Origin of the sequence: Pseudomonas sp. RIT-To-2 (assembly GCF_029623465.1) — a bacterium.
GTDB lineage: Bacteria > Pseudomonadota > Gammaproteobacteria > Pseudomonadales > Pseudomonadaceae > Aquipseudomonas > Aquipseudomonas silvicola.
Window position 1 is genome coordinate 69,954 of the sequence record NZ_JAPYKM010000004.1, and the last position, 24,673, is coordinate 94,626.

Below are 24,673 nucleotides of genomic sequence, written 5' to 3' on the forward strand. Positions count from 1 at the left end.
TGCGGACAATAAGCATTGGATATCGAAGGCTTCGCGCAGTCATCATTGATCTTGCTTAGTAATGTCGCAGCATTGATGTACCCGGGGCGCTCCATGCACCCCGACCTCGAAGGCGTCAGTATCGATGACTCGCTCCGGTTACTCCTGTCGCTGAATTGCTACGCGGTGACCATTAGGACGCTTGCTTGGCCAAGCGTTGCATGTTGAGCGAGCTCGTCGTCAGACCGGCCCGGTTGAAGCGGTAGCGCATGTACGCCGAGATATCGTCCTCGTGCGACGACACGATCAACTGGCTATGTTTGAGCTCACAGCGGAGCAGGTCGGTCAGAGATGCGATGTTCACCTCGTCTAGAGATTGGGATGGATCGTCGATGAGGATAAGCGGGACTTCTGCGTAGACCTTGTTGAGCGACAGGAAGAAGGCCAGGCTCAGCGCCGACACCTGGCCCGTGCTCATGGACATGACCGCGTCATGCTCAGATTTTTCTGCCGTCAGGAACCTGAGCTGCTTGCCATCTCGGCTCTCGATGAACAACCCCAGGCCGCGTTGGTAGTTCTGGATCAGTCGCCCACTGTAGATGTGGAAGATGAGCTCGATCTCCGAGATGGTCTGATCTGCATACTTCTGCTCCGCTTTCTCCAAGGTAGCGCGCAGCTGGATGACCTTGCCCTTTGCTCTGGTGGCGGCCTCCGTCTCGCGTTGCATTTTCTGCAGTTCTTCAAGGCATTTTTGAAGTCGGCTGCTCTGCGCTTCGTTGGCTTTGATCGTGATGTAGAGCTCTTTTTTTGCCAGATCCTGAGCGTCGAAAATGTAAAAATCCTGCAAGTCCTTGAAGACTGCTTCGATGGTTTGCCGCCAATCGTCAGGGAGCACCACTGTCTCGTCCGTTTTCTTGGCGTGCATCGATTTTCGCAGTTCTTCCAGGCGAGCCTCTGTCACCACTTCGTCGTTGTTGAATGTGAAGGTGATCAGAATGCCTTCGCCCCTGAGCCGTTCCAGGAGCTGCTGGATTGCAGGGAGGCGGGTTTCAACTTTGGCCAGTGCCTGATGCAGTGCCTCGTTGTACCCAGGTTTCAGGATCGCTTCGCGCCCCTGAATGAATGTATCAATGGTGCCCAACTCAGTGGTCATCGCAGTGGTCAGCGCGACGAGTGCCTTCCCATCCTTTCCTAAGGTGTCAGAGATTTTTTGGGCTCTGACCTCAATCGCTTCGAGCATTGCAACGTGAGTTTTCCAGTCATTCCCGCACAACGGGCAAAACTTGTCGTCCGGATAGAGCTTGGCGTGCTCATCAAGCAACTGCTGCTTCAGTCGGGCCAGTTCGGCAGCGGCGCTGTCATTGGCTGTGTTCTTGATGTTCAGGTCATTACGCGCTTTGATTTGCTCTTCAAACCATTCAAGTCGACCAGCAGCCCAACTTGGCAGTGTTCGTGCCTGCTCAGCAGTGATGGCGGAAGCACCTTTCTTGACGATTTTGGCTGCTTTATCGAGCCCGTCGAGCTCCTTTTTGATCTGTTCCAGGTCATCTAGTTTGTTCAAGTCGGTGCCCAGCAGTGCCAAGCTGCTCAGCGACTCCGCGTGCGACTCGATGTCCGCATTGATGGCATCATTCTGAGCTCTGACCCGAATGGCTGCTTTCTGAGGGAGCAGGCCATTTAGCTTGCGAATGGCGTTCGAGAACTGGGTGTGAATCTCTGAGTCGTAGGTGGGGAAGGGATCTTCCTTATCCCAACCCGGCCCAACCTCAACCGTGGACAGCTTTTTGTAATCAATATTTCCCAGATCGGCTTGCACCATCGCGCGCAGGGCTGTGCACTCATTGTTAAGCGCTTCTTCATCAGCTTTGCGTTTTTCGTCCCCTAGGAATTTTGTGAACCTTGTCGAGAGTGAGCGGCAATTTTCAATCTCAGCTGCAACATCGTTGATGTTGAACAGGTTGCCAAGCTGGTCTTTACGCTCGTCTACCCGCGTGTGAAGCAGTTTGTTCTGCCCTTGCTCAAGGTAGTTGAGGAAGGTGAAATTTTCCCGGAAGTTTCTGCCGAAGACTTCGTCTAGAAACTCGTTCTCACGCAGGTTGGCCGGCGTGAAGGCTTTCGATTCGAAATCGGGGAGTTCATACAGCTTGAAGTGCTTGAACTTGTCGGCTCGGTTGTTCGATTTCTTGTCGAACGCTTTTACGGGCGCATGCCGGGCCAGAACCAAGCGTTTGTCCCCATCATGGAATTCGATTTTGATGCTCAGGTCTTTTTGATCGGTGCGCTGGTTCCAGAAGAGGTTGTCGTCATAGTTTGTTTTGAGCTTCGTCATCAATGTCGAAAAAAGATTGTCGATCCGCTTGATCTGACCCGTGAGCAACAGCTCGACAGCATCGAAGACACTGGTTTTTCCGTACCCGTTCGGCCCGTCGAGCGTTAGCAGCGATGAGGTGCCAAGATCCAAATTGACGTGTTTAAAAGCCTTGAATCGAGAAACTTCAATCCGCGCTATTTTCCATTTCATTGCTCATCAGCTCCGTGATCAATTCTTCAGCGTTATTCGACGTGAGTTTCTGGATGATTGTGTAGGTTTCATCAAGGCCTGCTTCGGCTACGGCGTCGGCTGCTTGCAGGCGCAAGGAAATAAGCTCACCTCGGGTGAACGGGAGCTCAAGAAAAGGAAGCTTGATGAAAATCTTTGCTGCAACACTGTAGTGCGTAGCGGCCAGAGGGTCTTCCTTGTAGTTGCTGAACTGGCTCTTGTCCGAGACAGTGGCCACTAGTTCGTTGAAGGTATAGTCCTGGATGGCATGCTGCTCAGTATCGCTGTAGTAAAGTACATATTTCTTGAAGAAGTGAGGGTCCTCTTCAATCGCAAAAATCTGTTCTTCCTGGTCTTTGAATTCAGCTAGGTGGTTCAGGTGATGAATGCAGATGAGGTCACAGTTTTTCTTGAATGTTGGATGGTTCAGGAAGGAGTCGGGGGCCGATTGATTAATAAGAGCATTTAGTTCGGTGGGACTGGGTAAGTGATCCAGCTTGTGCAAAATCGCAAAGCGGATGGCGGAGCCGGATTCCCGAACGTAGAAGCTCGTAAGGTCGGTTTCAAAGTCTTTGGTGAATCCATGATAAATGAGCGCCTCATCAATAATTTTATTTATCATTCAAACGAGCCTCTGCGTCTTCTTTAGTCACGATGCTTAAACAAAATGATTTGAGAATGTTGCTGTCAATGCGGTCTCTGACCTGCTGATCGTCAAGGTCGTTGGGGTGCGTGAACTTGGTGTTGATGATGAAAGACTCGGAAGATCTGCTGGGGATCAGGTTGTTGTACTCAAACAGCAGCTTGAGTAAATCTCCGTTGGTATCCATCTCTCCCAGCAGGTCTACAGTGCAACCCTCGTGGTCATCAACGAAGGGAAGGTCGAGGGCCGTCGGAAGATAGAATCGCTTGTCACTGTCCAGATAGTGCGGGAATTGTTTAAAAATCGGCTCAATCGACATGTCCTCGATAAGGCCGGAATAACGCCGGATATCTCCTTTTTGTATGCTGGAGAAACGCTCTGATGGCTTTATCAATTGACAAAGCGTCTGCATGTCGCTGGCTTCTGAATCCCGAATATGTTCGAAGAGCCGACGCGCTCGCCCGTACGAGGCGTCGCTCATACCAGGTAAGGCTTGATCGAGTCTGTCTTCCAGATGGCTGTGCAGCTTTGCCTTCAGATCGATCGCATAATACTCAGTGTTGTTGTATGGGTTCTTGTTAACAATATCGTCTATTAGGCTCTGAGCTGTAATACGGCTTTCATACGCTGCCTTGTTGGCCTTTTCTCGGTCGACCTGTACCATTCGGTGAATCGCGACTGCTTGTGTGCTTATCTTTTCAGACAGAAGGCAGTAGTTGTAGTGCAAGAGCTCGTCGGTTAGCAGGATGGAGTTGCTGCTGCATATTTCTTTGATGACAGCTTTTGTGAGGCCTTCGATCTCGCCTAGACCGCAATATTTGTTGTTCCCGTACGAGTAGAATTTAACCAGCTCGTTGTTGTTTCCGGTGTAATCATCGGTATCGTTGAGTTGGACCGATACATGGAAGTATCGTGATACGCCTTTAACTCGATCGTACTCGACAGCAGATGATTTTTCCAGTGCCTCGATGTACTCGCTTTTGTACGTGCCAATCTTGGCTTTTACTTGATGAGCGCTTACAAGTGCGCCGCTTTTGTAAATGGCGAAATCGTCGCTGCTATCTAGTTGAAGCTCAAAATCTAAGTCGCCCTGATGGATTAACTTGAGGGAGTGATATAGTGCAATTTTCCCTTGGTAGACGTAGCCGCTCCACGTAGACACAGCGGTGGCTGGATAGCCTTTGCTCTTGACGCTCACGTTGACTCCCTTCACGGATAGATATGACACTCATAAATGGCACAAAGATATCACCATGTAAATGTCGTCTTGTAAACCGCAGATTGGAGAGATTTTTGTTGGCTTTCTGACGCCGGAAAGTAGTTCTATTGTTTCGCTTTAACGTTTAAGCGCGGTGGTCTAGTGATACTGCGATACGCGAAAAGGGCGGTTTGATGGGCTGGATTTAAATTTAAGCTATTAATTTATATAGGCTTTGCCAGGATGTAGATTTTTTGACGATGACCAAGTCAGCGACTTCTTCACCATCTGTGAACCTCGGCGGTTTCAAGGGGGGATGGACGTGTCCTGCGTCCGCAGGAAGTCGAAGAGCTGCACGCTCAACGGGGCGTGTAGTAGATGGCGTCCAGAAGCGCTGCGCGTCCCAACCAGATTTCTGCGTCAGCCGCATTGCTCGGCTGCGGATGTCTCCACCACGGATCACCCTGCATCGGCTCAATGATGCGCTGCCAGTAGTTCTCCAGGTTCGTTGTGCTCGGGCTGACACCGAAGTTTTCGCACAAGTCCTTCCGGTTGGCCGAATCGATGCACACGAATGCGTCAGGCCGCTTCATCGCCAAGAGCCTAGTCGCGGTCGGTAGTCCGCCGACTCGCCCGTCCTGATCGAAGGCTGCTCTGAACGCTTTGCAGTAGCGGTCGTAGTCGCCCTGCGTGACCGCGCCCATCAACGGGATGAAATCGAGGGCGTGGGAGAGATCTGTGGGCGCTTCGATGACCAGGTTCGCGAACGTCCCACTTGCGCCCATGCTCCCGAAAAGCCCGTAGTCCACGCCTGGCTGCTGAGACTTCTTGCGCCCGAGAGTGCCGGCGACCAGCTTGCGGTCGTCCTCGTTCCACTTCGCGTAGGGTATGCCAGTCGCAAAAAGGGCGCGAGCCTTTGTCAGAACGCCCAAGCGCTCCTTAAACAGGTGCGCAGACGGGTGTGATGAGCTTCGGACCTGCACGAGGTAGTCCGCCCAGCTCATGTCATGTGGCGCGCGCTTGGTATTCGGCTTAGAAGGTGGCCGAACGTCAGCGAATTTGATCAGTTCCTGTCGCGCAGCCATCTTAGCTGCGTACTGGTGACGGTACCGAAAGAGGAACTCGTGAGAGATGTCCTCCGCCCCCTTCCACGCTTCTGCGATGAAGCGACTGAGCTCTACCAGCGCTGCATCGTCGAGCGAGCCATCAAGCAGCACGCTCGCCTCGACGTTTCGGCTCATCGCCGCCTTCGTGAGATTTGGGCTCCCGACCACGCAGCGTATGCGTTGCCCGTTACGAAACAGGTAGACCTTCGGGTGGAACAGGTCGCCCGTAGGAGGAACGACGGCTGCGGCCGCTAGCGCTGCTGCCCGCTCAAGCACCTCGGGCTGCGTCTGGAACATATGAGTGCCGACAACGAAGTGCTCGAACTTCGAGCTGTCTTTCATCGCTGCCTCGAAGACCGCGTTCTCGGTCGCCCAGGCTACTGCCCATTGCATCGAGTCGCAGTTCTCAACCAGTGCTATGAGTGTCGACTGCGTCTGCGAAGCCGACAGGAACTTCACATCCATCTCTGCTTTCCCTCGTGTTTCTACTTAACTAAGTCCGGTACGCTTCTGGGAGCGTCAGGAGAGGCGGACTGCTCGTGCAGCGACCGGCATGTAGAGCCATCGCTCGCTCACGGGCTTGCCGGTCGCGTTGAGAAGGGCATGACCATAGGACTCGAGCTGCGGACCGTGCTCCGCCACCAGGTCCTCGTCTCTGGCTGAGCCACCGGGGTTCGACTTGTGGTCCATGAGAATCCAACTATCTGGCAGTTCAACCAGCAAGTCGATGCGGCCCCGGATACGAGTGCCGTTAGGGCCATTGGCTTCGATGGGCACTTCGACGTAAACGGGACAGTCAGGCCAGCGCTTGGCTACCCAAGCTTGGAACGCTGAGGTCTGGGTGCACACGGCATCCTTATCTACAGAATCAGCCACGGCCCAGATCTTCAGGATGCGCTCGACGTCAGGGGGAGAAATACCGCCAAGCACGCCGGCGCGTGCGATGCACAGGTGGAGCGCAGTGCCCAGCGATGCCATGTCGGGCTTGCCTGCCAGACTTAGCCGAACTCCGACGGCGTCGGTCTCGACAACTGTGAATGTACCGCCCGAAGCAGAACTCGGTCGGTGCCACAAAGGTTCGGCCTGCACGCGCGGACGAGCTGTAAACCAGTGGCAGGCCTCGGGGGCTGTGGAAGGTGGCTCCGCTGAGCACTCATCCTTGCTCCAGGACTTCGATAGTCTGGAGAGCTGCTTGCCTTCGGGTGTCGTTACGATTTCTGAGTCACCGAACAACAGCTCGGCTGCGCCTTGAATCTCGCCAACCCAGGCGCGGCCCGGTCCTGATTTACGCACGAAAGATAGTGCTACGTTTATGTCACGTGCGCGGGTCAGGCCCACGTATAGAAGACGCTTGTTCTCCGCCAATGCCTCTGCCTGCATGGCTTGGCCAGTTACGCTGGCTTCGGCATTGAGTGCGGCCTGGGGCTGGGACCGCTTACCCCAGCTCTTTAACCAGCAGTGGACGAAGCGGTTGGCGAGTGGCTGCTGCGGGTCGAAGCTTCCAACTGTCCTCGCGCGCACGCCCCAAAGCGAAGTACGTGCTATCGCATCGAGGCTTGTCAGCACGACAACTGGCCACTCCAGTCCCTTTGCCCCGTGATAAGTGAGAACCGAGACTGCGTTGCCTGCAGAAGTAGCCCGATTATCATCCTCTTGACTAGCGAGTTCATCCAGCCAACGAAGCATGCCACTTACCGTCGCTGGCCGCTTCGCGGCGACGCACTCGTCCTCGAAAGTCTTTCCGAGCTCAACCAGTGCCTCGACGTTTGACATCCGGTTGCGGCTCTCATGGGGGGAGGTGGACCATTGGCCGGCCAGTCTTGCTACTTGGGACTCAGCAGCGGCAAGTCGTAGCACCTCCAGTGGCGTCAAAGCCGTTAGCGTCGGGCGCAGTTTTTCCAATCGGGCGATCAGTTCATGAGCGCTATCGCCCGTCGTCAGCCACTCGTATGGCTTGGCCTCATCCGTGGCGAGGTGCTGCAGCCTGTCTGCAAGCCAGGTTTCGATCGGAGTGCTGTCGGCCAGTGTTATAACCAGCGCCGTGGCGACAGTGTCGGTTGGGTCGTTCATACGCCTCAGACAGGCCATGACATAGATGGCTTCGGCAGTCCCCAACAAGCCGGAGCGTGGGCTGGCTGACGGGATGCCCCAGCGGGTGAGTGAAGTGACGGCAAATTCGACCTGGTCGTTGTAGCGACACAACACTCCAATATCGCCGGCCTGAATCGGGCGGAGCTCCTTGGTGTCCTTGTCTTCGACCTTGGTCCCGGATTCCAACAGCTCGCGGATGGCCTGACCAATACATAGGTAATCCGAGTCGTTTCGACTGCTCTCGAAGTTCCAGTTCAATAGCGCAGGCTGGTCCGGAATGTCCTTGCGCAGTGACTGCAACCGAACCTGCTCGGGCGTCAGCTCGGGCTCAAATGCAGAGTTGAATAGACCATTGGTGAGCGAGACCAGGCTTTCGTTGGAGCGTCTGGAAGTGTCCAGGGCCTTCCCTACGATTCCGCCCCAGTCCTTGATGGCATTGAGAACGCCGGAAATGAGGCTTGCGTCAGTACCGCGGAAGCCGTAGATAGCCTGTTTGGGGTCGCCGACCCACACCGACTTCTTAGCTAGCTTGGCCAGCTCGATGAAAAGCGCCAGTTGGAGCGGGCTGGTGTCCTGGAACTCATCAATCATGATCAGATCCAGTTCTGCAGCCAAGACTTCACGGACAGCTGGCTTTGTCCTCAACGCACGTAGCAGCAACACCTCTTGGTCGCTGAAGTCGACGGCACCCAGCGCCTTCTTAGCCTGCTCATATGCATTGAGAACGTCGGCGGCTAGGTTGAAGACGTGGTCAAGGTACTGGCGGACCTCGGCATGAAAAGCCGGGTGAGACTCATGGGCCTGCGCTGCGGATTTGACTGGTGCTACGATATCTCTGACTTTGGCGCCGGCGTCGAACCCGGCTGCACCGATCCAGTCTGGCCAGCTCCAGCGGCCTTCACGGAAGAGTCGATCCAGCTTCTGGAGTCCCTCTAGGCCTTTTAATAGGTTGTCTGCAACTTTGACATCGGCAGCTTGCTGCTGTTCTACGTATGCCGCCACTCCCCTGTACGCTTCGGCCAGCGCAGTCGCCAATGCTTCGGTCGGATCCACCCCCGTAGCCGGAGTAGGCCAATTCGTGAGCATCGCGTCTGCATTCTGGGAACCCATCACTCGAAGTTCATCCGGCCCGATATCGTTGTCGAGCGCGGCCTTAACGACAGCCTCAACAGTCTTGGACCAGTCCGCCTGCTCGATACCGAACCGCTCTGTGAGCCGAACCAGTTCCGTTTGAGCGTCGGCTTCCATCGACTCTGCAAGTGTAGCTTTGAGCAGTCTCTTGGATTGACCTTCGCCCAATACAGTCTGATCGGGAGAAAGCCCCAGCTCAAAGCAGAACCGCTTGAGCATCTGGCCGCAAACGCTATTGACGGTGCCCAAGCGGGCCTGGCCGATAGCTGTGGCCAGGTCGATACGGCCCTTTTCAAGCAGCCAGGAGCGAGCGCGTTCACGCAGCTCGGTAGCGGCCTTCACGGTGAAGGTCGTGGCCAAGATGGCGTGAGGGCGGGCTGTGCCCGACTCTAGGGCTTGGGCGAGTGTTTCAGTCAGCTTGTAGGTCTTGCCACTGCCGGCGCCTGCACTGATGAATTCGATGTTGTTCATCATTTCCAGCCTCCCAGCAAGATAAGGTGGTCTCGGTCCCATTTGCTTGGACCTTTGACCGGAAGGGTTCCCTCAGGGCCCTGGAACTCGTCGCTCGGATCTTCCGGAACGACTTCGATGGTCCCTTCATCCAGTTGTTCCTTGCGCCATTTCCACGTAGCGCGCGCGCGGTCTAGTATGCTGGAGACGGTTGCGCCGTCCGGCGGTCTTCTAACCTGCGCTTTTGGGAAAATGTCAGCAGCGCTGATGTACAGTCCGCCGCTTTCTAGGATGAAGTAGCCAAGCGCAGCGGGTGCGACACCGCTTGTTTGCTCTATAAGGCTGGAGTAGAGGGCCAACTGTAGGTGTTCACCAGAGCGAAGCAGCCCGGCGTAGTAGGTATCGCCTCTCCATTTTATGTCCACGGCGACAGTTCGCTTGTCACCAAGCGTGACCAAGAGGTCAATTTTGCCGATCAGCGGGACTGCTCCCAAGGTTCCTCTGAGCTCCACCTCCGTCTGAACCTGAACGGCACCAGCGAGCCTGAGGTGATCGAGGAGACTGCCGATGGCTAGTTCGCAAACCTTCCGGAAGTGCTGCTGCGTTACTCCTGCGCCCTGCATGAGTAGTACAGCGCCTTCAGTCAGCAAGAGCGAGTCTGCTTCGGCGCGGAACCACGCAAGGGCATCGGAGTTTGACAAACTCAAGGCATCGTTGTGCGCGAAGAGTTTCTCGAGTACCCGATGAGCGAGGATACCCAGCAAGCGGTTGTCCTCATCCACCGCCAGGACGGAGGTCGGATCCAGCTTCGCCACTCGTTTCAGAACGAATAGGGCTGCGTCATTGAAGAGTTCGTTGAGCGTAGTGAACGACTGTAAAACGTCGCCGAGCTGCACGGGATGAGGGAGTTGGATGTGTCGTGGAGTAGCTGGCAGCGACTGAGGTGCAAGCACCTCAGCGGTTACCCCGAGAAGTGTGGAGTCGAGTGCAATGTCCAGGTCAAGCGAAGCGGACTCGATATCCGGTACGAGCTTCTTAAGAATCTGGCGAATCGGATGTACTTCTGTACCGGGGGGAGGGCAGACGATGATGAATCTTTTTCTCGCAGCAAGTAGTGGCCGCAGCCACTTCAGTGCTAACGATACAAGCTCACGCGCCGGGTCTCGCAACTGCACACCTAATTGAGTAAGAGCGTTCACCTCGGCAGGAGACCAAGGCAGAGGCGAGGGCAGGGCAGGCGTAGATGGCATCCACCAGATCACCTCATCAGCTGCTTCGATGCACGCGGCTGCGGTGCTGGTCGAGCGCATGCAACCGACATGGGAAACCGCTGCGGGGTTGGTTGCCCCTGCGGGCGTGGCGTGGGCGACCAACTGCTCGACTTGCCGAGGCAGCACCGTGGCCAACCCTTGCCGAGCCAGCTCGATCAATGCTTCATGGACAGCCGCACATTGGCTATGCGCCGCCGTAAAACTCGCCGCATCAGCGGATTCACCTGAGAGGCGAAGCCGCATAGCCTCCTTCATCCGGGCGACGCGAGCAATCAGTGCATCGACCGGCACTCCATCGGTGCGTGACCAGCGCTCTGACTCCAGCCAGAAGGTAATTTCATCTGCTACTTCCTGGGCATTGTTACCCGCTGCGATCTTGGCCTTAGCCGCCGTCCAGGCTTCGCTCCCAATTCCAGGCTGCTTGGCGACAGCACGAGCGAGCCTGCTTCTCGCAGGACGACTGAATGGGCCCACTGGGTGCGTCAGGAAATCCAGCAGTCGGTTCATGTCTATTGGTTCCCAGCACATTTCCAAGGCAAGGATTAGTGCCTGTAGGGCTGGGCGGAGCTGACTAGGGCGTTCGAACCCGCAGTTGACCCCGCCGGTCGCGGACAGCGACACATCTAGCGAGTCGCCCGCCTCCTCAGCCAGGATCAGCCGGTCGCCGGGCTGGTGCGAGTGCTGTGCGCTCAACCAGTGTTCGGCGGTCGTGGCCGCGAGAGCGTGCACTAGCAAGACACTCCCGTCGGTCTGCACGGTCAGATTGCCCGCGGAGCCTCCAGCCAGAACGGTTAGGGCTTGCTCTTGCAACGCACGAAGTTGGCCTTCTCCCTGTGGCTCGGGAAGTCGGACTTCGACCGCTGGCAGGCGCTCGAGCACCTGCCGCCAGAGAAGCGGGAAATCCTCGGGCGGGTCAACCAGGTGAACTGACTTGATGGGGCCGGGGGCGGACGCACTCAGAGCCTGTATCACCAGGTGCAAGCGATCGGCCTCTCCGGGCGGCAGCGTTTCGAGAGCTGCCTTTTCAATGGCGGCAAGCTCCTGGATTCGCGAAGCATGCTCTGGATTAGCGCTGCCGTCCCAACCGCCAAGCCGCCACTCGTCACGCCAGGCCAGGAGGCGCGCAGCCGTACCAATACTGTCGGCCTTCAGGGACTCACTGTAAAAGCGCGAGTTGTTGTCATGGACGCGCAGCAGGCCAGAGTAGATGGTCACGCGTCTGGCCTTGGACGCTTCTGGCGCGCTTAGACCAAGGTAGGTCTCCAGCAGGGACAGGAATCCGAGGCGGCCCACTATCGGGGTATTGAAGAAGTTCGTCGGGGACGGACCCTGACGGGTATCCAAGAAAAGGCCAAAAGTGATGTGCATGCTAAGGTTGACTTCCTTGACGACAATCCAATGCAGGCGTCCTATTGCATCTTGTTCCCCTGCTCCTAGTCGACAAGACTATCCGAAAGCAACCATATACGTACGACGGAAAATTGCTGAGAGCGGCTGTCAGACCACGACTGCCTGTGTGTCAGATATCGCAGCAAGGCAGACAAGGAACTGCGCTTACTGAATTTTTGCTCTTTACCGTTAGCAGCCTTTGTCCAACTAGAGGTCTGGTAAAGCCTGCTGGCCCCTGGAGTGAGCAGCCGACTTTTGGCAGCGTTTTGAAAAGCGTCGGAGTAATACCTGAATTCAGCTTGGCGACTTACACTTGAAATATTAATTGCACAGGAGGTATCACTCGGTTGCTCACGCACTTTGGCAGAGGAGAGCATCTCATCGGCCTACCTTCACACCGCGGTGTGTGGGAACAACAACGGGGGACTTTTCTAGAAGGGAACTGTTGGACTTCAGGCTGGGGGCATCCTTTTCAAACCATCCAACGTATGCCCTCAGATGTGCCCCCAATGTTGCAATCTACCGGAAGTGAATGGAACTCCATGGTTTGTGGAAAGGCAGAAATGATCAGCTAAACAGCCTGCCCGACAACGCCTAAAGACTCTCAGGATCGCCAAAAAACATCTGTATCCGCGACCGCAACCACCGCTCCCCCGGATCATTGTCCTGCGCCCCACGCCACGCCATGTGCAGCTCGAACCCTGGCATCTCCAACGGCAGGTCTTCCGCCCGCACCCCACCCGCCGCGGTCAACGCCTCGGCCGTGTAGTCCGGTACCGTGGCCACGATGTCCGTGCCCGACAGCAACGTGCTCAAACCGTTGAACTGCGGCACCGCCAGCACCACATGGCGCTTGCGTTCAAGTTTCTCCAGCTCCGTATCGATGAACCCGCTCAGGTCGCCGGCGAACGACACCAGGGCATGGGGGCGGGCGCAGAAGTCGTCGAGGCTGATGGGCCCCGGCATGGTGTCGGCGCGCAGCAGTTTCGGCTGGCTGCGGCGCAGGATCTTGCGCTTGGCGTTGGCGGGCAGGTCGTTGGTGTAGCTGACCGCGATGGAGATTTCGCCCGAGGCCAGCAGTGGCGGGGCGAGGATGTAATTGACGCGGCGAATGACCAGGACGATGCCCGGGGCTTCGGCGCGCAGGCGCTTGAGCAGTTGCGGCAACAGGGCGAATTCGACGTCGTCGGACAGGCCGATGCGGAACACCGCGGTGCTGGTGGCGGGGTCGAACTCCGAGGCGCGGCTGACGGCCGTCGAGATGGAGTCCAGGGCAGGGGACAGCAGGGCGAAGATCTCCACGGCGCGGGCCGAGGGCTCCATACTGCGCCCGGTGCGCACGAACAGCGGGTCATCGAACAGGCTGCGCAGGCGTGACAGGGCGGCGCTGATGGCCGGCTGGCCCAGGAACAGTTTCTCGGCGGCGCGGGTCACGCTGCGCTCGTGCATCAGCGTTTCGAAGACGATCAGCAGGTTGAGGTCGACGCGGCGCAGGTCGTTTCGATTCATCGGGTTCGCTTCACGGCAAAGGTGACAAATGGTTCATGGGTGAATCTTACGGGCAAAGGCTGTTAACCTGCACCGGTAAATTCAGTTTTGCCTGGGGCGCAATTCATCGCGCAATCAATGTCAGGCATGTCGACTATTAATGGCCACGGGTGGTCGAACGGCCAAAGCCCGGATAAAGTTCATGGCATTAGAGGTTCAAAAGGCGAGGTTTGCGATGTCCCGCACCATCCGTTTTCACAAGTTTGGCCCGGCCGAAGTGCTCAAGTGCGAAGAGCATGCGGCCGCCTTGCCCGGCCCGGGCGATGTGCAGGTGCGTGTCGAGGCGATCGGCATCAGCTGGTATGACGTGCTCTGGCGTCAGAACCTGGCGCCGTCCCAGGCTCGCCTGCCCGCAGGCCTTGGCCATGAAATGGCCGGCGTGGTCACTGCCGTCGGCGAGGGCGTTGATGCCTTTGCCGTGGGTGACAAGGTCGCCAGCTTCCCGGCTGAAAGCCCCAACGAATACCCGGTGTACGGGGAGAGCATCGTGCTGCCGGCACTAGCGCTGACTCGTTACCCGGACGTGCTGACCCCGGTCGAGGCGGCGGTGCATTACACGCCGTACCTGATCGCGTCGTTCGCCTACACCGAGCTGGCCCGGGCCAAACCCGGGCAGGTGGCGCTGGTCACCGACGCCAGCCATTGCGCCGGGCCCTCCTTCGTGCAACTGGGCAAGGCCCTGGGGCTCAAAGTGGTGGCGGCCACCAAGGCGCCGGATGAGCGCGAGTACCTGCTGTCGCTGGGCGCCGCCAAGGTGATCGTCACCGAGGAGCAGGACCTGCTGATAGCGATCAACAAGTACACCGACGGTCGTGGCGTGGACATGGTCCTGGACGGCTTGGGCGGCCCGCAGATGTCGATTCTGGGTGACGTGCTCGCCCCGCGTGGCAGCCTGATCCTGTATGGCCTGCAAGGCGGCAACCAGACCCCGTTCCCGGCCTGTGCGGCGTTTCAGAAGAACATTCAGTTCTACGTGCACTGCCTGGGCAACTTCACCGGCAAGCCGGAACTGGGCATCAGCCAGGACCAGGCGGCGCTGCAGCGGGCGCTGCGCGAGATCAACCAGCTCACCGCCGACCGCGTGCTGGTGCCGCAGATCACCCGAGTGTTTCCCTTCGAGCAGTTCGTAGAGGCGCACCGGTTGATGGACGAGTGCCCGTGTGGTGGGCGAATCGCGTTGAAGGTCGGCTAGGCGCGCGCTGCGGGCCCGGGCGAAGCTCGGGAAGCGGTTGGCGTGATTCGTTACGGCACTGCGCGGCGCCTGCTCTCGAGCCGGCGCCGGGCCCACAGGGTGGCGCCTCATCGTGCGCACCTGTGCTTCAGGCGCAATGCCTAAAGCAGTCCCCATTCAAAGCCTGAAAATTCCCAAACTTCCAGCGAAATTTCCCACAAATTAAGGCATCCACTCCGTGCGACCCCTCTAGCACGGCGTTTCTTCTTGTCCTAACTTGGGCATGTTTAAACTGTACTGGTTTTCGTCGACTATCTGTTGCTGTTATTTCCCTTCTCGCCCTGACTACCATTTACCTTCGAATCAGCTCAGGGACTGAGACATGCCCTTCAATTTTATCTGCGAATGCCCGCGAAGCCCGGGCTTGAGCCCGCGCGCGCCGCCGTGTCGGATAATGTCCTGTGCGTGTTAATTATGCGTAGGAAGTTGTAGGAATGTTCTTAGGATTATAAAACATCACCCTCAGGGTATTCAGCAGTGGCCAGTCAAAACGTCAGTCTTATTCATCTCCAGGCCATGCAAGGCATCTACCAGCAAGTACTGGAGAAGTTGCTGGCGCATTTCACCCATGCCCAACGGTCGGCGTTGTTGTTGCTGGTGCAGCGTATTGGCGTGGCGGCGGGCGGTTTCGACCGCCTGGCACGGTTCAAGGTGCTGCTGGCCCATGGTGGTGGCAGCAACAGCGGCCAGTGCCTGGCGCTGCTGCGCGCGGCACAGCTGAGCCTGGCCGTGCGCAACCCCGGAACCTTCGTGCTGCGGGTGGCTACATACCGCCATTCGGGGATGGACCAGGCGGTGATGGACAACATCGAGCGCGGTTACGCGGCGCTGTCGTTGCACGATGACCCGCGCGTGGAACTGCTGGTAGTCGATGACCAGCAGGTAGTGGATTACGACGCGCTGGCGCCGTTGTCGCCCGCGACGCGGCTGCGCAACCGCACCGACCTGCTGGTCAACGGCCATCTCAGCGGCGGTGATGGTCGAGCCAGCCTCTGCCACGGCTGTTACCTGGGGCGCGCGGATTTCTACCGGCGAGCCCTGGCGTGGGAGGGTGGCGTGCACGCCATGGCCTGTGTCGAGTCGCCGGCCCGCCAGCGCCGCTACCTGGCCTGGGGCTTGCGGGTGGCGCGCAGCGCAGGCCTGCCCCCGCGAGTGGGCAGCGAAGGCGGCGAGGGTGCCCTTGAGGTCATCGGCCAACTGGGCGACGCGTACTACCGCCAGTTATACGGCGACAAGCTCACCGTGCGCCGCCTGCCGCGCAGCAAACCCCCGGTTCAATTGCTGCCCATGCATGACCTGCTGGCGGTGGCACCGGAGCAGCACTGGCGGCTGCTGGTGGATTTTCTGGGTTTTCGCTTCTCCGCCCTGGCACTGGGGTTCAGCGAGACGGCGTGCGCCAACCCGCTGCTGATGGCGCACCTGCGGGGGTTGCGGGCCGAACAGCTGGAGCGGCGCAACTATGCCGAAGGGGTCGAAGAGTACCTGCGGGCGGCGCGCCAGTTGATGGCACGCAAAGGCATGCCTGCTCACCTGGTGGACCTGATGCTGTCGGCCTATGACGACCCGCACAAGTCCCAGGAGCGCCGCGCGCTGGCGCAGGCTCATGCGCTGACCAATTACCAGGTCGATGAGGCGCAACTGGTGTGCCTGTTGTTCGCGCCCTTTGTCGAGGGGGGCAAGGGCCTGGCGCGCTTCCTGCGCTGCCGCCATCCCGAGCGAGTGGATTGGCTCGGGCAGTTGCATCAAGTGCTGCAAGGGGGGCGAGGTTCGGCGGAGCAGGTTCGCTGGCTGGCCGCCGTCAGCGGCCTGCCGATTCAGGCGTTGCGTCGCCTCTATGGCCAACGCCCCAGCCTCGGCCCCGGGCAGCAGACATTGATCGCACGGGTGGTGGCGGCTGACCCGGACAGCGCCAGCATCCAGGTCACCGACCTGGCCACGGGGCAATCCAGAACCGAACGGGTATGCGGGCGTTGAGCATGACGATCAAGTCTAAAACCGGGTTTGCCTACCAGGCGGTCTACCGTTACCTGTCGGCGCTGATCGAGGAGGGTGAGCCCGATGTGCCCTTCAGGCTTCCGTCGCTGCGGGCACTGGCTGGCCGGCTGGGTGTATCGGTGTCGACCATTCAGTACAGCTACACCCTGCTGGAACGCGAAGGGCGTGTGTATGCCTTGGCCAAGTCCGGCTACTACGCCCGGCCCCCGGCGCGAGTGGCGCTGGCACCGGACGGCAGCGACCTGCTGCAGCGCCTGCAGGCCGGGCAACGGCGGCAGTCGGGTAGCCTCGCCCCCTTGCTGGCGCTTGATGGCCCGCTGCTGCGGCTGGAACGCCAGGTGCAGCGCCAGTACGCCACGTTGCCCGGCCCCGCCTGGAACCCCTGTGGCGACCCCGAGTTGCGCCGGGCCCTTGCTGGCCGCTATACCCAGAGTGGTGCCCACCAGTGGCACGCCGACCACGTGTACCTGGGCAGCGACCTGCGCGGGGTGCTGGACATCACCTTCGAGGCCTTGGGGCTTGCCGGGCAGACAGTGCTGGTGGCAACGCCCGGGTGCCCGCTGATTCTGCAGGCATTGCAACTGGCAGGCGCCAACCTGGTCGAGTTGCCGCTCAGTGATAACGGGCGCCTCGACCTGGCGGCGGTGCGCGACCAACTGAACGCAGGGCCGGTGCGGTTGCTGGTGCTGGACGCGGTGTTCGGCGCGGTGCAGGGCCAGTGCATGCCTGAGGACGACCTGGAGGCGATGGCCAAACTGTTGAACCGCCACGATGTGCGCCTGCTGGAGAATGACGTGCAGGGTGAGTTGTGCTTCAGCACGGCGCGCCCGCTGCGCGAACGGCTGGCCAGCCATCGGGTGCTGATCCTTGGCTCCCTGGAGCCGTGGTTGGGGGCCGAGGCCTCGTTTGCCTATCTCGTGGCCGGGGGGGCCGGCAAAGCGCTGAGCGGGGCATTCCAGCGGCGCGCCCTGCGCCTGCCGCCGCTGCGTCAGAAAGCCGTGGCGCGCCTGCTTCAGCAAGGCCTGCTGGACGAGCAACTGCCGGCGTTGCGCATGCGCCTGCAGCAACAATTGTGGCGGCTGGACCGTCAGGTACGCAGCCGGCTGGGCCGTTACCTGCTGGCTTTTCACCCAGTGGGCGGTACGGGTTTGTGGTTGCGCAGCCGCTACCCGCTGGACATGCGCAAGGTGTTCGAACGGTTGTTGCCCCAGGGGTTGCTGATCGAGCCGGGCCCGCTGTTCAGCACCCAGGGCTTGCATGAGCGTTACCTGCGCATTGGCGTGCAGGGACTGGCCGAGGTCAGCCATGGCCCTTTGCTCAATGCCCTTGCTCAAGCGCTGGTGGAAGAGCACAAGGGGCTCGCGCTGGCCAACCATTGACCCGAAACAGGCGTACCGTACCCTGGCGCGGCCTTGCGGCCACTGCTGCTAACGTACACATCGCTTGCAGCGCGGACGCCGTGCCGCCATCGGTCCAAAAGTCTTTGCCAAGCGACCAGGTCTGTATGTATAACCAGTGCCTTTCCACAAGGCCTCTGCGTAGAACACCGTGACCCCCGGCAATCTGGACGACCCGTTTTATTACCTGATCAACTTTCAGCGTGTGCTGGACTGGCTGACGCATCGTTATGCCGATCTGCTGGACGCACAGGAAGCCCGGTTCATCAGTGGCTTCGCCGCAGTACCGCGCGAGTCCCAGGCGCTGCTGGTTCGGATGGTCATGCGCAAGGGCCCGCTGTACCGGGCCAGCAAGCTCAATTATGAAGAGATCGGTCCGGCCCGCCAGGCCGTGCTGCCGCTGCTCGCCCATGGCTGGGTAGACAGCCAGAGCCCGTTGAGCCTTGTGCAGCTGTCCGACGTGCTGCAGAAAGCCGAACTGCTGGCGCTGTTCAAGGGCCGCGCTTCGTTGCGCAAGGCTGAGCTGCTGGCCCTGTGGCTGGAGAGCGCGCCTGAACCGCAGCCCTTCATGGCGTGGTGCCCGGATATGGACGATGCGGTCTATTCACTGCCGGTACGGCCCTTGTGCGAGCGCTTGCGCCTGCTGTTCTTCGGCAACCTGCGCCAGGACTGGTCTGAATTCGTGCTGGCCGACCTCGGGGTCTACCGGTACGAACAGGTAGAATTGCACCCGGCCTCCCGGGGCCTGCAGAGCCGCGCGGATATCGACTTCTGCCTGGCCCTGCAAGCTTGCCGCCAGGCGCTGGAGGAGGGCACCGAACTGGCGTTGTTACTCCAGCAACTGGCGGGCCTGCAAAGCACCAACCCCTGGCTGCTGGGCCGCCGCGAGCGGCTGTTGTTTGCCGTGGGCCAGCAATGCGAGCGCCAAGGCCTGCTGGACGATGCCCTGGGAATTTATGCCCAGTGCGCCTACCCCGGCGCCCGTGCCCGGCGTATCCGGGTGCTGGAGCGCAGCGAGCAGCACCAGGCTGCCCTGGCCCTGGCAGAGGCCGCGGCCCTGGCGCCGGAGAGCGCCGCCGAGGCGCAGCAGCTGCCCCGCATGCTGCCCAGGCTGCGGCGCAAGCTGGGACTGCCAGCGCTGCCGAAAACGAAAAAGCCGGTGGTCAATGAATGGCAACTGGCGCTTGCGCCGGAGCCTGGCGTCAGTGTCGAACTGCGTGTGGCCCTGCACCTGGATCAGGAGCAGGCGCCGGTGCATTACGTGGAGAACAGCCTGATCAACTCGCTGTTCGGCCTCTTGTGCTGGCCGGCGATTTTCGCCGCCGTCCCGGGCGCGTTCTTTCACCCTTTCCAGAGCGCCCCGGCCGACCTGCACCAGGCCGATTTCCGCCAGCGTCGTGCCGAGCAGTTCGAGGCGTGCTTCGCCCAACTGCACGATGGGCGTTATCAGGACAGCATCCGTACCTGCTACCGGGAAAAATGGGGCCTGCAATCGCCCTTCGTGCATTGGCAGGCCATCAGCGAGCCGCTGCTGGAGCTGGCCCTGCAATGCTTGCCGGCCGAGCACCTGCACCATTGTTTCGAGCGGTTGCTGCAGGACATCGCCGCGAACCGCGCGGGCATGCCTGACCTGATCCAGTTCTGGCCCCAGGAACGACGCTACCAGATGATCGAAGTCAAAGGGCCCGGCGACCGCCTGCAAGACAACCAGCTGCGCTGGCTGGAGTTCTGCGCGCGCCATGCCATGCCCGTGCAGGTCTGCTACGTGCAATGGGCGCTGGCATGAGTTACCGCGTGGCGGTACGGGCCCTGTGCGAGTTCACCGCCAAGGTCGGCGACCTGGACCTGCGCTTCACGCCCTCGCCGACGGCCCAGGAGGGGATGGCCGGGCACCGGCGCGTCACGGCTGGGCGCGGCGCCGGTTACCAGAGCGAAGTGGCGCTGGAAGGTACCTATCAATCCTTGCAGGTGCGCGGCCGCGCCGATGGCTATGACCCGGCGCGCAACCGCCTGGAAGAAATCAAGACCCACCGTGGCGACCTGGAGCGCCAGCCTGCCAACCATCGGCAGTTGCACTGGGCTCAGGCGCGGGTATACGGCTGGCTGCTGTGCCAGCGCGACGGGCTGGCGCAGCTCAACCTGGCGCTGGTGTACCTGGACGTCGACAGCGACCGCCAGACCTTGATCGAAGAACAGTGGCAGGCCAGCCACCTGGAGGCGTATTTCCACCAGCAGTGCGCCCTGTTCCTGGCCTGGGCCGAGGCTGAAATGCAGCGTGCCGGCGTGCGTGACCAGGCGCTGGTGGCGTTGAAGTTTCCCCATGGCGAGTTTCGCCTGGGCCAGCGCGACCTGGCGGAAACCGTCTACAAGGCGGTCAGCACCGGCCGTTGCCTGATGGCTCAGGCCACTACCGGTATCGGCAAGACCCTGGGCACCCTGTTTCCCATGCTCAAGGCGCTGGTGCCTCAGCAATTGGACAAGGTGCTGTTCCTCACTGCCAAGACCCCAGGGCGGCAACTGGCCCTGGAGGCCTTGCGCCAGATCGGCGCCAGTGCGCCGGACCTGCCATTGCGCAGCCTGGAACTGGTGGCCCGGGACAAGGCCTGCGAATACCCGGACAAGGCCTGCCACGGCGATTCGTGCCCGTTGGCCAAGGGCTTTTACGACCGGTTGCCGGCGGCCCGCGCCGCAGCGGTGCAACTGCGCCTGCAAGACCAGCAGGCGGTGCGCGAAGTCGCCCTGGCCCACCAGGTGTGCCCCTATTACCTGAGCCAGGAACTGGCCCGCTGGGCCGATGTGGTGGTGGGCGATTACAACTACTATTTCGACCTCAACGCCTTGCTGTTTGGCCTGGCCCAGGCCAACCAGTGGCGCCTGGCGCTGTTGGTCGACGAGGCGCACAACCTTGTGGAGCGAGCCCGCGGCATGTACAGCGCCAGCCTCGACCAGTACCACCTGGGCGTGCTGCGCCGCGACCCGCCCGCGCTGCTGAAAAGCCCCTTGCAGAAGCTCAACCGCGAATGGAATGCCCTGTACAAGGACCAGTTGGGGCCCTATCAGGCCTACGCACACCTGCCGGACCGCTTCGTGCAGGCCTTGCTGCGCTGTGTCAGTACCTTGGGCGAACTGTTCAACGAGCAGCCCACCGGGCTGGATCGTGCCTGGCTGGATTTCTATTTCGATGCCCTGCAATTCACCCGGGTGGCCGAGCTGTATGGCGAGCACTATGTGTTCGATATCCAGCAGCGCGAGGGGTCAGGGCGCAAGCGTCAGGCGCAGTTGAACCTGCGTAACGTGGTCCCGGCACCGCTGAGCGGCCCGCGCCTGAAAGCGGCCCGCAGTGCGGTGCTGTTCTCCGCGACCCTCAGCCCGCAGCATTATTTCGCCGACCTGCTGGGATTGCCGGCGGACTGCGCCTGGATCGACGTGCAGTCGCCCTTCAGCGCGTCGCAATTGGACGTGCGCATCGTCGACAGTATTTCAACCCGCTTCAATCACCGGCGTGCCTCCCTGGCACCCATCGCCGCGTTGATCGCCGAGCAGTTTTCCCGCCAGCCCGGCAACTACCTGGCGTTCTTCAGCAGTTTCGATTATCTGCAACAGGTGGCCGAGGTCATGGCCGCCCAGTATCCCGACGTGCCGTTGTGGTTGCAGGGGCGCAAGATGGACGAGGCCCAGCGCCGGGACTTTCTCGGCCAGTTCAGTGATCACAGCCAGGGCGTGGGCTTCGCCGTGCTGGGTGGAGCGTTTGGCGAGGGCATCGACCTGCCTGGCAAGCGCCTGATCGGCGCGTTCATCGCCACCTTGGGCCTGGCGCAGTTCAACCCGGTCAACGAACAGCTCAAGGCGCGCATGGGCGAAGTGTTCGGCGCCGGTTACGACTACACCTACTTGTATCCCGGGTTGCACAAAGTGGTGCAGGCGGCGGGCAGGGTGATCCGCGGCCAGCAGGACCAGGGCGTGGTGGTGCTGATTGATGACCGCTTCAGCGAAGGGCGGGTGAAAGCGTTGCTGCCGCGGTGGTGGGCGGTCTGAGCGCTTTGTGTCAATTTTCCTGCAATACGGATCGAAGCCGTCGCGTTGCGGTCAAACTGCCAGTAAACTGACCCCTTAGTGTCCACGATTTCCCTTTTCAGAGGTTATGCATGAAGCTCAGTCCATTGGCGGGTAAGCCGGCTCCAGCGAACGTGCTGGTCGATATTCCGCGACTGGTAACCGCCTACTACACCGTCCAGCCCGATGCCAGCGAAGCCACCCAGCGCGTGGCCTTCGGTACTTCCGGGCACCGGGGCAGTTCGTTTGATGCAAGCTTCAACGAGTGGCACGTTCTGGCCATCAGCCAGGCTATCTGCCTGTACCGCCAGGCCCAGGGCATCGATGGCCCGCTGTACCTGGGGGCAGACACCCACGCGCTGTCGACCCCGGCCGCCGCCAGTGCCCTGGAAGTGCTGGCTGCCAACGGTGTGCAGGTGATGATCTCGCACAATGACGAGTACACCCCGACCCCGGCCGTGTCCCATGCCATCCTGTGCTACAACAAGGGCCGTAGCCAGGGCCTGGCCGACGGCATCGTCATCACGCCGTCTCACAACCCGCCGCAAAGCGGTGGCTTCAAGTACAACCCGCCCAATGGCGGTCCGGCTGACAGCCATGTGACCAAGTGGATCGAAGCCAAGGCCAACGAGCTGCTGGCCGACGGCCTCAAGGGCGTCAAGCGCATCGGCCACGAGCAAGCGCTGAAGGCGAGCACCACTCACCGTCACGACTACCTCAATACCTATGTCGCCGACCTGGGTAACGTGATCGACCTGGTCGCCATCCGCAACGCAGGCCTGCGCCTGGGCGTGGACCCCCTGGGGGGCGCCGGGGTCAACTACTGGGCGGCCATCGCCGAGCACTACGCGCTGAACCTGGACGTGGTCAACACCCACGTTGACCCGACGTTTCGTTTCATGTGCGTGGACTGGGACGGCCAGATCCGCATGGACCCGTCCTCGCCGTACGCGATGCAGGGCCTGATCGGCCTCAAGGACCGCTTCGACGTGGCCTTCGCGTGCGATCCGGACCACGACCGCCACGGCATCGTCACCCCCAACGGTGGCCTGCTGGCGCCGAACAACTACCTGGCGGTGGCCATCGACTACCTGTTCCAGAACCGTCCGAACTGGCGTGCCGATGCGGCCGTGGGCAAGACCGTGGTCAGCAGTGGCCTGATCGACCGCGTGACCGCGCGCCTGCGCCGTCGCCTGTACGAAGTGCCGGTGGGCTTCAAGTACTTCGCCGATGGCTTGTTTGACGGCTCCCTGGGCTTTGGTGGCGAGGAAAGCGCCGGTGCCTCGTTCCTGCGTCGTGACGGCAGCGTCTGGGCCACCGACAAGGACGGCCTGATTCCGTCGTTGCTGGCGGCGGAAATCACTGCCCGCACCGGCCGCAACCCAGGCCTGGCTTACCAGGAACTGACCCGCGACCTGGGCGAGCCTTTCGCCACCCGTGTCGAAGCCAAGGCCAACCCGCAGCAGAAAGCGCTGCTGGGCAAGCTGTCGCCGGAACAGGTCAAGTCCACCGAGCTGGCAGGCGAGCCGATCGAGCAGATCCTCAGCCACGCGCCTGGCAACAACCAGGCCATTGGTGGTTTGAAAGTGATGACCGCCAACGGCTGGTTCGCCGCACGGCCGTCGGGTACCGAGGATATCTACAAGATCTACGCCGAAAGCTTTGTCGACGAGGCGCACCTGCAGCGCCTGGTAGCGGAAGCCCAGGTATTGGTGGACGCGGCGATCAGCTGATACCGCGCCAGCACGAAAAAGGGCCTGCATCGCTGCAGGCCCTTTTCGTTTTCACGCTACATCCACCAGCACGATCTCGGCATCTTCGATGGCTGTGACACGCAGTACGCGCTCGTCCTCCACGGCCACACCGTCCCGTGCGACGGCCCGCACGCCGTTGACTTCGATCACGCCCGTGGCCGGTACCAGGTAGGCCTTGCGGCCAGCGTCTACCGCGTACTCGGCGGTTTCCCCGGCTTTCAGGGTAGCCGCCACCAGGCGGCCGTCGGCGCGGATGCGCAGGCTGACGTCATCGTCGGCACGGCCACTGGCCAGGGTCACGAAGCCTTCGCCACGTTCGCCTTTGGGAAACGGCCGGGCGCCCCACGAAGGTGCTTCGCCACGCTTGTCCGGGATGATCCAGATCTGGAAGATCCGGGTCGGGCCGGGTTCGAGGTTGTACTCGCTGTGGACGATACCGGTCCCTGCACTCATTACCTGCACGTCGCCGGCTTCGGTACGGCCCTTGTTACCCAGGCTGTCCTGGTGGGTGATGGCGCCTTCACGCACATAAGTGATGATTTCCATGTCGCGGTGCGGGTGTTGCGGGAAACCGGTGCCGGGGGCGATCACGTCATCGTTCCACACCCGCAGGTTGCCCCAGTTCATGCGTTTTGGGTCATGGTACTCGGCGAAGGAAAAATGGTGATGGGCGTCGAGCCATCCGTGGTTGGCGCCACCCAAGGACGCGAAAGGTCTTAACTGGATCATGGTGCTCTCCTCAAGTGGGTAATCTGAATCACGGGGCTAGTGTCTCGCGTCCATAGATCGAAAAAAAGCGTAAAATATTCGACAAACCAATCTACTATATCGATATATATGTGTTCACGCTGTGGGACCGGGCGAAGCTCGGGAAGGGTTCGCTGCGGTCTACCTGACG

14 protein-coding genes are annotated in these 24,673 nt (G+C 60.3%); 6 read left to right on the forward strand and 8 right to left on the reverse strand.

Going from position 1 to position 24,673, the window contains the following annotated elements; all coding sequences use genetic code 11:
- Window positions 1-172: 172 nt before the first annotated feature.
- The 7 genes from QBK88_RS05120 to QBK88_RS05150 form a co-directional block, all read right to left on the reverse strand.
- The gene (locus tag QBK88_RS05120; protein ID WP_102592362.1) at window positions 173-2,500 is read right to left on the reverse strand and encodes an AAA family ATPase; all 2,328 of its coding nucleotides are present in this window, start codon (window positions 2,498-2,500) and stop codon (window positions 173-175) included.
- Entirely contained in the window at window positions 2,475-3,140 is a 666-nt protein-coding gene (locus QBK88_RS05125) for an ABC-three component system middle component 1 (protein WP_102592361.1), read from the reverse strand. The genes QBK88_RS05120 and QBK88_RS05125 overlap by 26 nt, the downstream gene beginning before the upstream one ends.
- Entirely contained in the window at window positions 3,130-4,359 is a 1,230-nt protein-coding gene (locus QBK88_RS05130) for an ABC-three component system protein (protein ID WP_277961185.1), read from the reverse strand. Before QBK88_RS05130 ends, QBK88_RS05125 begins: the two co-directional genes overlap by 11 nt.
- 359 nt (window positions 4,360-4,718) lie before the next feature.
- Entirely contained in the window at window positions 4,719-5,930 is a 1,212-nt protein-coding gene (locus QBK88_RS05135; protein WP_277961186.1) for a phospholipase D family protein, read from the reverse strand.
- A gap of 54 nt (window positions 5,931-5,984) precedes the next feature.
- A complete protein-coding gene (locus QBK88_RS05140) occupies window positions 5,985-9,161 on the reverse strand; it encodes a UvrD-helicase domain-containing protein (protein ID WP_277961187.1) in 3,177 nt (1,058 codons plus the stop codon).
- Window positions 9,158-11,776 (reverse strand): PD-(D/E)XK nuclease family protein, encoded by a 2,619-nt coding sequence (locus QBK88_RS05145; RefSeq protein ID WP_277961188.1) that lies wholly within the window; start codon window positions 11,774-11,776, stop codon window positions 9,158-9,160. The genes QBK88_RS05140 and QBK88_RS05145 overlap by 4 nt, the downstream gene beginning before the upstream one ends.
- A gap of 615 nt (window positions 11,777-12,391) precedes the next feature.
- Entirely contained in the window at window positions 12,392-13,306 is a 915-nt protein-coding gene (locus QBK88_RS05150) for a LysR family transcriptional regulator (protein WP_277961189.1), read from the reverse strand.
- Between the two features lie 214 nt (window positions 13,307-13,520).
- On the opposite strand from QBK88_RS05150, the gene QBK88_RS05155 reads away from it, so the two are divergent.
- From QBK88_RS05155 to pgm, 6 genes are all read left to right on the forward strand, one after another.
- On the forward strand, window positions 13,521-14,537 hold the full coding sequence (locus QBK88_RS05155; RefSeq protein ID WP_277961190.1) for a zinc-dependent alcohol dehydrogenase family protein: 1,017 nt from the start codon (window positions 13,521-13,523) through the stop codon (window positions 14,535-14,537).
- A 516-nt stretch (window positions 14,538-15,053) separates the two neighbouring features.
- Entirely contained in the window at window positions 15,054-16,550 is a 1,497-nt protein-coding gene (locus QBK88_RS05160) for a hypothetical protein (protein ID WP_277961191.1), read from the forward strand.
- 2 nt (window positions 16,551-16,552) lie between these two features.
- The gene (locus QBK88_RS05165) at window positions 16,553-17,950 is read left to right on the forward strand and encodes an aminotransferase-like domain-containing protein (RefSeq protein WP_277961192.1); all 1,398 of its coding nucleotides are present in this window, start codon (window positions 16,553-16,555) and stop codon (window positions 17,948-17,950) included.
- A gap of 169 nt (window positions 17,951-18,119) precedes the next feature.
- Window positions 18,120-19,754, forward strand: coding sequence for a VRR-NUC domain-containing protein (locus QBK88_RS05170; protein ID WP_277961193.1), 1,635 nt, complete (start codon window positions 18,120-18,122; stop codon window positions 19,752-19,754).
- A complete protein-coding gene (locus QBK88_RS05175) occupies window positions 19,751-22,003 on the forward strand; it encodes an ATP-dependent DNA helicase (protein ID WP_277961194.1) in 2,253 nt (750 codons plus the stop codon). The genes QBK88_RS05170 and QBK88_RS05175 overlap by 4 nt, the downstream gene beginning before the upstream one ends.
- Before the next feature lie 110 nt (window positions 22,004-22,113).
- A complete protein-coding gene (gene pgm / locus QBK88_RS05180) occupies window positions 22,114-23,754 on the forward strand; it encodes a phosphoglucomutase (alpha-D-glucose-1,6-bisphosphate-dependent) (protein WP_277961195.1) in 1,641 nt (546 codons plus the stop codon).
- A 51-nt stretch (window positions 23,755-23,805) separates the two neighbouring features.
- On the opposite strand, the gene QBK88_RS05185 is transcribed toward pgm, so the two are convergent.
- A complete protein-coding gene (locus tag QBK88_RS05185) occupies window positions 23,806-24,504 on the reverse strand; it encodes a pirin family protein (RefSeq protein WP_277961196.1) in 699 nt (232 codons plus the stop codon).
- Between the last annotated feature and the right edge of the window lie 169 nt (window positions 24,505-24,673).